At 44.2% G+C, this 13,553-nt stretch carries 6 protein-coding genes; 4 read left to right on the forward strand and 2 right to left on the reverse strand.

Annotated features, from left to right (window positions below; all coding sequences use genetic code 11):
• Window positions 1–2: 2 nt before the first annotated feature.
• Window positions 3–3,122, reverse strand: a complete 3,120-nt coding sequence (locus DBR43_RS31160) for a SusC/RagA family TonB-linked outer membrane protein (RefSeq protein WP_124587261.1) — start codon at window positions 3,120–3,122, stop codon at window positions 3–5.
• Between the two features lie 393 nt (window positions 3,123–3,515).
• On the opposite strand from DBR43_RS31160, the gene DBR43_RS31165 reads away from it, so the two are divergent.
• The 4 genes from DBR43_RS31165 to DBR43_RS31180 all read left to right on the forward strand — a co-directional run bounded on the left by DBR43_RS31165 (window position 3,516) and on the right by DBR43_RS31180 (window position 8,702).
• Window positions 3,516–4,169, forward strand: coding sequence for a DUF1349 domain-containing protein (locus DBR43_RS31165; protein ID WP_124587262.1), 654 nt, complete (start codon window positions 3,516–3,518; stop codon window positions 4,167–4,169).
• Between the two features lie 289 nt (window positions 4,170–4,458).
• Window positions 4,459–5,421 (forward strand): hypothetical protein, encoded by a 963-nt coding sequence (locus DBR43_RS31170; RefSeq protein ID WP_124587263.1) that lies wholly within the window; start codon window positions 4,459–4,461, stop codon window positions 5,419–5,421.
• Window positions 5,422–5,513: 92 nt separating this feature from the next.
• A complete protein-coding gene (locus tag DBR43_RS31175) occupies window positions 5,514–7,676 on the forward strand; it encodes a TonB-dependent siderophore receptor (RefSeq protein WP_124587264.1) in 2,163 nt (720 codons plus the stop codon).
• 9 nt (window positions 7,677–7,685) lie between these two features.
• Complete coding sequence (locus DBR43_RS31180) at window positions 7,686–8,702, forward strand: ABC transporter substrate-binding protein (protein WP_124587265.1); 1,017 nt, start codon at window positions 7,686–7,688, stop codon at window positions 8,700–8,702.
• Between the two features lie 53 nt (window positions 8,703–8,755).
• Here DBR43_RS31180 and DBR43_RS31185 read toward each other — a convergent pair whose 3' ends face one another.
• Window positions 8,756–13,414 (reverse strand): DUF3320 domain-containing protein, encoded by a 4,659-nt coding sequence (locus DBR43_RS31185; RefSeq protein WP_124587266.1) that lies wholly within the window; start codon window positions 13,412–13,414, stop codon window positions 8,756–8,758.
• Between the last annotated feature and the right edge of the window lie 139 nt (window positions 13,415–13,553).

The raw sequence follows: 13,553 nt of genomic DNA on the forward strand, positions 1-13,553 counted from the left end.
AATTAATTAAAGGTGATGTTTAAGCCAAGGTTGAAAACCTTTTGAATCGGGTAGCCCAGTCCATTTCCTGACATCTCCGCATCCCACATTTTAAACTTGCTCAATATGAACAGATTGGTTCCGCTGGCATAGAGTCTGAAGTTGGAGACCCTGATTCTTTCCAGGAATTTCTTTGAAAAAGTATAGCCCAGTTCCACCTGTTTTAGTCGCAGGAAAGCTCCGTTTCTCATAAACCAGGTGCTTTGGTTATTGTTGTTGGCATTTAACGTTGGACTTAACCTTGGCCATATCGCATAAATATTTCTGTTGTCCTCAGACCAATGGCTATCCGCATAAGCTTTCAAAAGCTGGGTTTGATTATTAAAAGGTGAGGTAGCGCCCTGATCTATCCAGAAAGACTGATTGGAAGAGCCTTGTGCAAAAGCTGAAATGTCAAACTTTTTGTAGCTGAAAGAGAAGCCAAAGCCATAGATGATTTCCGGAACTGTCGGACTACCTATAGGCACCTTATCCGCTTCATTCACCTTCCCATCGCCGTTTACATCCAGGTATTTGATGTCTCCACCGCCATACTTCCCTACAAACTCCTGTTTAGGAGAATTCAGTGCATCATTATCGTCGATAAACAGCCGTTCCGCAATGTATCCGTATTCCTGCCGGATCGACTGCCCGATTCTTGACCTGTAGAATTCCGGGTAATTCGGCTCCTCAAAAGCGACAAATTTACTTTTCGCATAAGTCATGTTCCCTCTTACGGAGATCCACATGTCTTTATTCCAGCTGTGCTGCATGTCGAGGGAAAGGTCAATCCCGTTTCCTTTGGCTTTTCCAAGATTCGCCTTTGGTACTGCAGATAAACCAACATTACTCGGAATGGCCGAGCGATCCATTAAGATCTTGTCCCTGTTTTCAGTATAATATTCCAGGATCAAATTGGCTTTTCCAAACAAACTCAGCTCCATCGCAATGTTTTGCTTCTTCGATACTTCCCAGGTAATCTCATTATTGGCATACCTCCGGATCTGCACCCCAGGCCTGAATTCGTCCAGGTCCCTTCCAAATCTCGCCCCCCGGTCGTTGTTATTTAAATCCACATTCGACAGGTAGAAAAAGCGGTCTCTTTCATCCCCTATCTGATCATTTCCGACCAGTCCATAGGTGTACCGAAAGCGAAGGTTCGTGATGACCTTTTTTAGAGGCTCAAAAAAACGTTCATTAGAGACACTCCAGGCCATACCCGCGGAAGGAAAGAATCCATAGCGTTTGGATTGAGAGAAACGTTCGGAACCGTTGTATCCAAAATTAAATTCTGCGAAATAACGTCTGTCAAATGCATAGGTAGCACGACCGGACAGGCCCAGATTTCTAAAGGGAAGCGATTGCTGGAGGTCTCCGGCATTGGCATTCAGGCTTTCCCTGGTAATGAAAACCAACAGGCCGCTAACGCTATGTTTCGCTCCAAAAGCAGCATTATAATTTAACATAGATTGTGTATCGAAAGTAGACCTGAGGTCCTTACCTCCCTGTTCAAAACCTAAGTATTCTGTACCGTTCTCATTGATTTTGGAAATCTGATATTTATCGGTAATGCTGTCATAACCTGCCAGCTGATAATAGAACGGATCATATCCTCTGCGGTATCCGAAAGAAGCAGTCCGGGTTAAATTGACCATAGACCTGACTGACAGGCCCTTCAAAATCGCATCCAAGCCCTGTTTAACTTCAAACTGCGCCAGCATTTGCGACCTGGATTCATCTTTATACCCCCGCACCAGATCTACATATGGATTTAAATAGGCATTATCCTTACCATAATTTCCAAACATGATGTGTTTGACAAACCTGTTCTGATCATCTGCAGGATAGTAAGCAGGAAATAGTACGGGATTAGAGCGGACTACCCTTCTGTACATTTCCTCTCCCCCTTCGAGCGGGCCGTTATAATCGTCAAAATTGCCACTTAACCGAACAATCAGTTCTGTAGATTTGGTCAGATCGATATTTACATTGGAACGTAAGGTATAGCTTTTAAGGTCGATGTTATTGTTGAAATTATTCTTATTGTCGACCTTGAGTACACCATTGTCTTTATTATAGGCACCGGACACAAAATACCGGGCCACCGTTCCCCCTCCGCTCACACTCAGGTTATAACGCTGGTTAATCGCATAGTCCTTAAACAACAGCTTTCTCCAGTCGTTGGCGGGATACACCAATGGGTTCTTACCGGCCAGCGTATTGGCAATTTTTTCGTCCGTATACAACAGCGTTCCCAGGGGATCTCTGGTTGAAATGGCTTCATTTGCCAGTTTCATATACGTAACCGGATCAGCAAATTTCACATCACTGGTGGAAGTTGAAGCTGAACTTTCTGCACGGAATGAAATCTTGGCCTTCCCTGCAACCCCTTGTTTTGTTGTCACCAATATTACCCCATTTGCGCCCCTGGCACCATAAAGCGCCGTTGCCGTCGCGTCTTTCATAATGGAAAATGTAGCGATATCATCCGGCTGTAACCTGGCCAGGTCTGTGGTACTCAATTCTATGGCATCGATTAAAATCAGGGGTTTGGTATTGTTGCCGAAGGTGGTAATCCCACGGATAAAGAAATCGGCATTGTCTCTGCCCGGCTCTCCGCTTCTCTGATAGGCAATCATTCCTGCCACTCTGCCCGCTAAAGATGTGGTCAGATTACTGGAAGGTATTTTAAGGTCGCCCGGTTTTACTGTAGTGATAGAACCGATCACACTTTCCTTTTTTTGCACACCAAAGGCAACGACAGCGACTTCCTCGAGTTCTTTTTTGGGATCGGGTAAAAGTTTCACGTCTATTACTTTCTTTTCTCCGACGGTTATTTTCTGGCTCAGGTAACCAATAAAAGAAAATACCAGAATTTCTGAATCGTTGTTGCTTTGTATCGTATACTTTCCATCAGAATTGGTTACGGCACCTCTCTGGCTTCCCTCGATCTTAACCGTAACACCAGGAAGGCCCAGCCCCGACTCATCGTAGACCGTACCCGTTATGATCCGCTGTGTGGGATTCCAGAGACCAGAAATCCTTTTAGCAGAAACTTGAGTACTCAGCAAAAGGGACACCATGAGCATCAATATTATTCTCATATTTATATTTTTTTTAAACGTTAATGGATTGGGGGGCAGGTCAAATGATCGGAAGAAAATTCGCGCCCCTCAGATTTGGGAGGTTCAATAAGGTCAGGTACTACTTATTTCATAAACACACTCCTTCCTTTGAAAAGATTTGCATTACACATTCGGATACTTGATTGGTTTATATTTAGTTGGTTGTACAATGATATCCCAAACCCCCAGTTTCGGCAACAGGTACAGTTCTGCTCCAAATGATCAGCGTGAGTCCTCCCTTTCGCCTGTTTTCCGGGAATGGAGGGACCAGACCAGGATGATTATGGTTATTAATCAGTATTGCAGCGCCATGGACCACAATCTAGATTTGCGGAGTAAATATGACATATGGTTATTAACTCAAAACAACAAATGAAAAAGATTATTTTAAGTGTAGTAATGTTCGCAATGGCGCAGGGGGGCTTTGCACAACGTCTGGAAAAGATGCAGTGGTTTAACGAGCCCCAAAAATGGGAGATTAAAGACAATACCCTGAATATGTTTGTCACCCCTCAGAGCGACTATTGGAGAATTTCACATTATGGCTTTACGGTTGATGATGCGCCATTTTATTACAGCACCTACGGAGGCGAGTTTGAAGTAAAGGTGAAGATTACCGGGAATTATAAAAACCGTTTCGATCAGATGGGTTTAATGTTACGTACGGACCATGAAAATTACATCAAAGCGGGAATTGAATTTGTAGATGGGAAATACAACCTAAGTACCGTAGTGACCCATAAGACGAGTGACTGGAGCGTAATCACACTGGATAAAGCACCTGAATTTATATGGATAAAAGCGGTAAGAAGACTGGATGCTGTTGAAATATTTTATTCTTATGATGATAAAACCTATACCATGATGCGGAACGCCTACCTGCAGGACAACAGACCGGTAATGGTTGGCTTTATGGCGGCTAGTCCCGATGGAGTTGGGTTCAATGCCAAATTTGAAGGCTTTGCAGTAAAACAACTGGCCGATCAGAGAAGGTTAGAGTGGCTGAAGAAAAATGCCAATCGATAAGATTTCAAGTATAAGACAAAACAAGCTTTTGCTCCTCAGTTTTGAGGAGCAATGCTTATTCGGGCCCGAAGATTAATCCGGGAAAGATTATTTTCCGGGATTCACCGCAGAGCAAATTCCAGCCCTTACTATAATAAAGGTGGCAGGGAATGAATTCTGAACATGCAACACCGCCATGAATCAAACAAAAAAACAGCCGGAAAATGGTATATTGACGGCGGCAAGGTTTGATCAAATCATGAAGAACATATTATCCAATATAAAAACCCTATTATTAATCATTTTGGGTATGAGCCTTTTTACACTTGTGTTTTTTAGCCATTTTATTATCCCCATCTTCCCGGTTATTGTAGCTATTTTTATAATTTATGTAACCAGAACCCAACGCCTGTTATTAAAAACAAAGCAAACACCCATTTATAACCTTAATACCGGCCTGGTAAAAATACAAGGGACTGTGGAGGCCCTGAAGATCCTGGAAACACCTTTTTTTAAAGCGCAATGTATCTGCTACAGCTATGAAAACGCAAGCGTCTCGTATACTGAAGATGGTAGCGACCATGTCACCAATGCCACACAAAGCAATGATTTTCAAGACTTTTATCTTGTAAACGAAACAGGCAGGATAAAGGTAATTGCAGACCATTTAAACCTTTCATTTTTACCTGCACAGGTCAAAACAATTCATAGCATCAAACAAAACGAAAGCGACATCAGGCATACTGAAAGAACATTAAAAAATGGCGATCTGATCAACGTTATGGGAAATGCTGTAAAAAACGAACAGCAGCATTTCGAGTTAAGGGCTGAGCCTAAAAGCCCTCTGGTGATCAGCACCTCCGCCATTGAAAATCGTACTGAAAAAGGATTCAGAGCCATGAGGTATTTAACGCCCTATATCCTCCTGATGTACATTTCTGTAAATTATTTCCTATTTTTTGCCCCTGTAAAATTACATCTGGAGAAAAATACGGCTTTCATCCTGTTTAGCTTTTTTGGAATGCCAATACTGGCTGTTATTCTGGGTCTGGCAGGCAACAGAATGTATGGATTTCTAAAGGTTTTTTTCTCCAACCTCGCAGGTATTTGTTTTAGCGTTTCGATACTCAGCTTCCCCCTATTATGCCTGCTCTTTGCTACAGAAACAGAATTTTACCGGATTATATGCATTTGGCTAAGCGTATTTTCCTGTACCACCCTGGCTTTTGTCATCAATTACAGGAAGCTGGATGAAATTTTCAATACGGATTAACCATCTTCTCTCATCTCGTCTTAATATAGTTCTTATTGTGCCCTAATCTCTTTCTTTTTTCTTTGTAAGAAATAAAAAAAGGTATTTCATACATGATCAAACACAAGAACAGTATTATTCCAGCCCTTGTCTTAAGTCTTTCTTTTTCAGCCAATGCGCAGCAAACACAGCAAGACAGTTTAAAAAACCACCATTTAAAGGAGATCTCTATCTTCTCAAAATATTACAAGAAGTACAAATCCTCTCAACTGTCTGATATGTTGCGATTGACCACTCCCCTGTTAAATATCCCACAGAACATTCAGATTCTTAATTCGGAGATTCTCAGAGATCAGGCTGTTTACAATATCAATGAAAGTGTGACCCGCAATGTCAGCGGCACACTACGGGAAGAACTTCACAATGGCATCTCGCCGGATATTTACTCCCGGGGAGGCTATATTAGTGCACAAAGAAACGGCGTAGACATGCGCCCGCTTGGCAAAGGACCATTATCAGATGACGTCTCTATTATAGAAAGTATTGAGTTTTTGAAAGGGCCCGGGAATTTCATGCACGCAATGAGCGATCCCTCCGGCTCCTATAATATCGTCACCAAGAAGCCTACAGGTCAAAGCAGAAAAAGTGCAGACATCTTATTGGGAAGTTTCAATATGCTTCGTGCGGCGCTGGACCTGGACGGCAAGTTAGACCAGCATAATAAACTCCAGTACCGGGTTAATGTAATGGGAATGGGCGCCAATGGATTTTTAAAACACGATCGAAGCAGCAGAATTCTACTTGCTCCTTCCTTAAAATACAACTTCAACAGCAATGCCTCTTTAACGGGAGAATACATTTACCAGCACCTCAATTACCTGATGTTGAGTGAAGCCCAGTCTTCCCCATATGGCTACGGCACACTCCCGGGAGATTTTAGTATGACAGACCCCAGTATCCGGCCTTTCATCGGAAAAGACCACAATGCCTTCCTGACCTTTCAAAATAAGTTCAAAAAAGACTGGCAGCTGACCGCTAAAGTATCCTATGTAAACAGTGCTTATGATGGTACCTTGTTCTGGGTATACGGTGCTAACCCTGCAAATAAAGACATACTGGATCGGAACCTTGTTTACGATTCCAACAAATACACCATTTTTTCCACTCAGGCCTACCTGAATGGTGCTTTCAAAACAGGAAGCATCAACCACAAATTTATTGCGGGGCTGGATGTAAACAATAAGTCTTCCCGCAGCCGGGATACCTGGGGAACGGCCAGCACAATTTATCCGCTCAGCATCTCCAATCCTATTTATGCAGATGTGACCCTAAACAATGGAATTGGAGGGAATTTTGAATCGGAGAACAGTTCATCGGCTGTTGCCAATAAAATCCATAGAAGATTGAATTATGCCTCTGTTTATGCGATGGATGAACTGGCCTTACTGGACGAGAAATTAAGAATTTCGCTTGGTCTGCGTCTGACTTCCTCAGATGGAGAAACAGATGATTATGGCCAGCAAAGTAAATCCAGGGATTGGGCACTTACCCCCCGCCTTGGCCTGAGTTATGCACTTGGCAGCAGTTCTTCAGTATATTTTCTATATGACCAGACTTACCTTCCCCAGGCTGGTATGTCCATAGAAAAAAAGGCGCTTAAACCGCTAAAAGGAACCAATTATGAAATCGGTGTCAAGAGAGACTGGGCAAATGGCGATTGGAATACTACGTTATCGCTATATACCATAGAACGAAACAGGTTGGTTACGCCCGATCCGATATCCAATTTGCTCTATCAAACCGGCAAAAGCCAGTCTAAAGGTGTGGAGTTTGATCTGAAGGGCCGGATTGCAAAGGGATTAAATGTGATCCTTAATTATGCCTATACAGATTCCAAAATTACTGAAGATGAACAGCATCCCGCAAACATTGGCAAAGCGACCCCTAACCGGGTGAAACACATTCAGAATACCTGGATCAATTACTTGTTGCCCATTGAGAAAGTGAAAGGATTAACTGCATCTATCGGATATCAGCTATTGAGCGGAAGAACCGAGCGCTTTACGAGTACCAGCCCCGATCAACTGAAAGACATTTTCAGACTGGACAGTGGAATAGGCTGGAGCAATGAAAAATACAACGTCAATCTGCTGGTCAACAATGTACTGAATACTAAAATGTATTCCACTGCCTGGAAAAATAATGCGGGAGATATGTACTATTGGGTACAACAGGCTCCTGTGAATGCCAGACTCTCCTTACGTGTTAATCTTTAAATCGCCATCATGATGAACAAAACTATCGCAACGCTACTGCTCCTAAAAATGATGATCTTCCCTGGCTGTACCAATCCTGCTAAGGAAAATTCCCCAAAAGGGAAAGCAATAGTTGTAAAAGATGCTACCGGCATCACCGTAGCGCTCGACAAGCCTGCCGAACGAATTGTCTGCCTGTATGAACCTGCACTCGATGCACTTTATATGCTGCATGCAGAAAACCGCATCGCCGGTATTTTTAACGATGTGTATACCAGCGAAGAATTGTATCCTTATTACTCCAAACTGGACGACAGGATCCGGAAGAAACAGCTGTCGACCCCCGGGAGTAATGGCAGCGCCAATATTGAGGGCATTACGATGCTTAATCCTGATCTTGTGATTGTACAATCGGCACATGAAGATCTTGCACAGGCTTTAAGATCGGTTGGCATCCCTGTTTATACCACAAAAGTGGAACAATATGCAGAGGTGTTTCAAACCGTCCAAGACCTTGCAGTGCTGACCGGGACCCAGAAAAGAGGCAATGAACTGGTGTCTTATGCCAAAGATGAGTATACCATGATGGAAAACAGGGCCGATACCATCACTTCCAGAAAAAAGGCTTATTTCTCCTGGGCCTATGGCCGTATTTTTTCCACCACAGGACGCAATAGTATGATGCATTTTTGCCTCGAAGCAGCAGGTGTTGAAAATGTATGTAAGTTTGACTTAGATCAACCCAATATCAATGCAGAAACATTGATCGGCTGGAATCCGGATATGATCATTATGTGGAACGACAGTCCGAATGAATTCTACAAAAAGAAAGAACTGGGCGAGGTTTCGGCCATAAAAAACAAGCAGATCTATAACCTGCTGCCTATGTTTTTCTATAACCCGCATACGTTAAAATCTCTGAATACTGCGATTAGCATCCACAATTGGGCCTATCCAAATAAGGAGGTCGATATCAAGGATAAAATAACACAAATTACCTTACAGCTCTATGGAGAAAAAGGTAAAAAACTGATTCCCTTAATTTGATAAAAAATCATGGAAGAAGCGGTGTATGGTGAAAAACCATACACCGCTTCCTTTTAAACCTCTTTCAGCAATTCTCCGTCTTTCCTGATTTTGCCTGCCTGTACGTTCTGCTCCAGCACCAGCAGCAGTTCGTTCTTAATTTCTTCGGTAACCCTGCTGAAACCAAATAACCTCGCGATTAAAGGAGCTGCTACTTCCGGCTGAATGGCCACAGATTCCTGCACCACTTTCTGCACCGCCTGACTCATTTCTTCCGGAGCAATGTAAACCAGTTTTCTGGACGTACTACTTAAGCCCGATCTGTTACGGATGATGGCAGTTTCCATTTCGGGATGCCAGAGAAAGTCGTCCTTTTTATTGATTAAACCGGAACTTACGGCATAAGTAGTGGCTGCTTCTAAGGTATATCTTGCCCTGGAGCCGATCTTGGAAAGACCTGCTGCCTCGGCGATTCTTCTGGCCATCTCTTCAAAATGTACCGGGCTTTCCTTTTCAACCACTTTGGCAATCCAATTGCCTATTTTATCAAAAGGCAACAGGTGCAACTCTTCGGTATTCTTACCCAGCGACAGTTTTGCTTGCTCATAGACTGGAATACTGAGGTCAATTTCCTCCGGTTCGGCTCTTAATAGTGTGGCTGGTTCAATATGGTTCTCTTCTTCCTCCTGATCATCAAGCGATGTTTGTGTTTTTACTTTTTCCAAAAAATCCAGCAGGCGCTGAAATTCCCGTTCGGGATTGCGATACCATTCGGTACTCCAGACCTGGTACATTTTCCAGCCAATTCCCTGCAGTACTTGTTTACGCAATCGGTCACGGTCGCGGGCAGATTTAGATTGGGCATAGGACTCCCCATCACAATCAATCCCCAGCAAATATCTTCCCGGGTGTTCCGGGTCCACTACCGCCAGGTCAAGATAAAAACCTTCAGATCCTATTTTATTCCGAACCGTATAACCTGCAGCGGTTAACCGCTCTGCAACCATTTGTTCGAATGGCCGTTCAGTAAGGATCGGTACATCCTGATCTACCGCAAACTTACCATGCTGTGCAAAATACAGGAAGCTCTTTAAAGCCCTGATGCCAAATTTGGTGCTTGCGGTGGTAACGATATCATCGGAAGTAATGTTTGAAAACACCTCACAGCGGTATTTTGCTCTTGTGATCAAGACATTCAACCGCCTCTCCCCACCTTCATTATTTAGCGGACCAAAACTCATGGGGACCTTTCCATCTTCAATTCTGCCATAGCCGATGCTGATAAAGATCACATCGCGTTCATCTCCCTGTACATTCTCCAGGTTCTTCACAAAGAATGGTTCCTCCACATGACTCCTGAAAAAAGGCTCTGCTTCCGGATTCTTTCTGCGCTTGATCTCCAGCACATTTTGTATCGCCTGCATTTGCGAAGTACTGAAGGCCACTACGCCAAGACTTTGTTTTGGGTTGCGCATGGCATGCTGGATAACCGCTTCTGCTACGGTTTCCGCTTCTATAGGGTTACTTCTTGTTTTACCCCGGTCGTACACCGCATCCGGCAGGTGATGAAAAGCCAGTCCCATCTGCTTTTTGGAACCCGGGCTAGGGAAAATCACCAGTTTATTTTCGTAAAACTCCTGATTGGACAAACTGATTAATGATTCATGGCGACTTCTATAATGCCAGCGCAACATGCGTTGCGGTGCACCCTGACTATCTGCCATTCCAAGAATGCTCTGCATATCGGCAGTTACATTGTCCTCATCTTCCGTTTCGGTATTTAGTTTATCAAAGAAACTTGTAGGCGGCAATTGTTTGGTATCCCCAACCACTACCAGCTGTTTTCCACGCAATACCGCACCCAATGCTTCCACCGGACGCACCTGACTGGCCTCATCAAAAATCACCAGATCAAAGTCAATAGCCCCCGGAGGGAGAAAGCTGGCGATCGACATCGGGCTCATCATAAACACCGGCTTAATCGCCTGAATGGCCAGACCTGCTTCCTGCATCAGCTTACGGATCGGCATGTGTCTCGCTTTCCGGTTAAACTCCGTACGCAATACACTCATTTGTCCTCCGCCTTCAGATTTGGGCAGGGACTCAAAATGCGTCAGTGCCACACGGGCCCTGTTGTAAACCAAATTCAGTACATCCAGTTTTTTAAACTTCTCTATCGTCTCTTCATGACCCGAACGCTCGAAACCACGTAAAGGCGGTCTTTCGGTCATGATCTGGGTAATCAGGTGTTCATACCATGTTTTTTGTAAGGAAACTTTTAAATAGGCCGCGGCTCCCTCCCATTCTGCAGCAAGTGTAGTCAGGTAAGCAAAGCCTTCCTGTTCGGTGCGCTCTACCAGGTTGTTCCACTGTACCGTGTGATGGAGTTCCACAAAACGATCAGACCAGCGTTGCAGCAAATCAAGTTGGGCATTGAAATTCAGGTCAGTCAACCGCCTGTCTTCAGCAACCAGGTTACTGTCGAAATTCAGTTTTCCCAGGAGTACCTCAAAACTTTCCTGCTGTCCGGATGAGGCCGAACTTAGTTTAGCGGCCAATTCGGCAGCGCGTGCAGGGTTTTCATTTTTGCTCAGCACCTCCAGCATTGTAGCCGGATACACCCTATTGGAAATGTCACTGTGTACTTTAGAAAGGAATTGAAGAATCTCGTAGAGTTCCTTCCAGCGGGTTTTTAACTTCTGCCACCTCGAACCGAACACTTTTAGTGCCAGGGCTTCATGCTCGGTCACCGTAGCAGTCAACCTGCTGGCTTCCAGTATATCATCAGTATACCTGATTTTAGTGGCCAGATCGTCAGGTAATGGTACCAGAGAAAAGGAAGCCAGTTCCTTTACACTTCTCTTATAATCGCCGATCAGGAATTTATACCATTTCTTTCCATGGGTCAGCAGGTTTTGTCTGATCTGCAACACGTTCTGACTCCAGGCTTCCGGTAAAAGAATCTGGTCGTAAGAATGTTTCAATATCGTCAGCCGATCGCCGGTCTCCAGCAACTCCCTCAGGTCTTCATAATTGGCCGTCCAGGCAATATCTTTTACTGCGATCTCTCTTAAATCCGGGCTTTCTGCAACCAGGTTCGCCGCAGCAACCAGGCCTTCAATCTCTGTGGAAATTACCGGTTCGGGCATCAGTAATGATGCCGAAACTTCTTTGGCAGTATGTGCTAAATCTTTGGTGCTTTTAAGTGCCCTGTCTATCAAAGCCTGATAAGCTTCCTGTTCATGCGTCAGCAAGAGTTTAAGTTTGCTGCCGTAAAACAATAAACTGGCCGGAACTCCGATTTCTTTCAATCTCGCCTCGATCTCTTCCGCTCTTTTTTCCGCCTTGCTCATACGGAGCATATCCCAGCTTTCGATATCGGAAACCGGCACATTAGCCAGTTTGATCTGCTTATATTGATCCGCGATGAGTTGCAGATAGCCAATTACTTTCTGTCCGGATAATCCACTCCTGCCGATCTCCTGATTGATCGAATTGCAATAGACGTTAAGTCTGTCCCGATAGGCATCCAGTTCGACCAGCTCATTTTCCAGATGCGTTAAAGTGGGTTTCCCCAGGTCCAGAACGCGTTTTAATTCCGCATGTAACTCTCTTTTATTGGCCTTATGACTATGCAGTTCCAAACAGGCTTCTCCCAGATGAATGGAATCCAGCCGGCGCTTCACGACCTCCAAAGCCGCCATCTTTTCTGCGACAAACAACACTTTTTTACCATGCCCCACTGCATTGGCAATCAGGTTGGTAATCGTCTGGGACTTGCCTGTTCCCGGAGGCCCCTGAATCACCAGGTTCCTTCCTTCATGAACGGCCAGCATTGCCAGTACCTGCGAACTGTCTGCATCAACCACATGAAACAGTTCATGGGCTTTGGTCTCTTTATCGAGATTGTGTTCAGAATTGGTAGTTGGTTCAGGTTCTGTAAAACCTGCACCAAATAAAGAAGTAAGAATCGTATGGTCATTGGGTTTACCATCTTCCGGCCATTTGCTGCTATCCAGATCATGATAGATCATAAATTTACCAAAAGAGAAGAAACCAAGTTCAATTGCATCCTCGTCTATACTCCATGCAGCATGATGTTTTACTCTTGCGGCGATGTCCTCCATGTAAGCCTTAATGTCAAAATCTTCCATATCTCCCAGATCCGGAATAGTGACGTTGAAATCTGTCATCATTTTGGCCTGCAGAGAGAGGTTGGCTCCAATGTCTCCACCTGTATATCTCAATCTGAAACGTTCGCTTGCGCTGGACCTTTCGAGGGTTACCGGAAGTAAAACCAGGGGTGCCTGATGCGGCTCAGTTGTATTGCCCTGTTCATACCAGTTCAGCATGCCCAGCGACAGGTATAAAATATTAACACCTTGCTCCTCGATGCTCGTACGGGCAAAGTAATAGGTATTGAGAATCTTAGTTTGAAGTTTCTGCTCGGTATCGGCCGTTTGCAGTCTTGTATCATTGTAAGCGTATTCCAGCTCCTCTGCGCTGAGCTGGGGCATTTCAACCGTATCATCGTCCTCTTTTCCAGCGCTGCTCAGAAAAGTCATGGCTTTGTTTTGCCGAACGATAATCTCAAAAATTGAGGTTGATTTTTCCTGCACCACATGGATGCCTCTTGCCTTTTGTACCTTATAATTAATTAGGGTATTGCGCATGCCCAAATCCAGCAGCTCTTTTCTTGAAGCTTCTAGTTTGGGAAGGATGGATTCCTGCATATATCGATGGTTAGGGGTAGAAAATTCTAATATCTCCAAATATACTGGATATACCAATAAACGTGCCCATTCCCCTTTTGAAGATCAGGACATTTTTTTACCAGCGGATTAGGACTATTTCTTTCTTTTCTTGTCCTGA

It is taken from the genome of Pedobacter sp. KBW06, assembly GCF_003852525.1.
Classification (GTDB): Bacteria; Bacteroidota; Bacteroidia; order Sphingobacteriales; family Sphingobacteriaceae; genus Pedobacter.

Coding starts and splice junctions, on each gene's coding strand:
- DBR43_RS31180 (WP_124587265.1), top strand. CDS start 7,686: ATGATGAACAAAACTATCGCAACGCTACTGCTCCTAAAAATGATGATC.
- DBR43_RS31175 (WP_124587264.1), top strand. CDS start 5,514: ATGATCAAACACAAGAACAGTATTATTCCAGCCCTTGTCTTAAGTCTT.
- DBR43_RS31165 (WP_124587262.1), top strand. CDS start 3,516: ATGAAAAAGATTATTTTAAGTGTAGTAATGTTCGCAATGGCGCAGGGG.
- DBR43_RS31170 (WP_124587263.1), top strand. CDS start 4,459: ATGAGCCTTTTTACACTTGTGTTTTTTAGCCATTTTATTATCCCCATC.
- DBR43_RS31185 (WP_124587266.1), bottom strand. CDS start 13,414: ATGCAGGAATCCATCCTTCCCAAACTAGAAGCTTCAAGAAAAGAGCTG.
- DBR43_RS31160 (WP_124587261.1), bottom strand. CDS start 3,122: ATGAGAATAATATTGATGCTCATGGTGTCCCTTTTGCTGAGTACTCAA.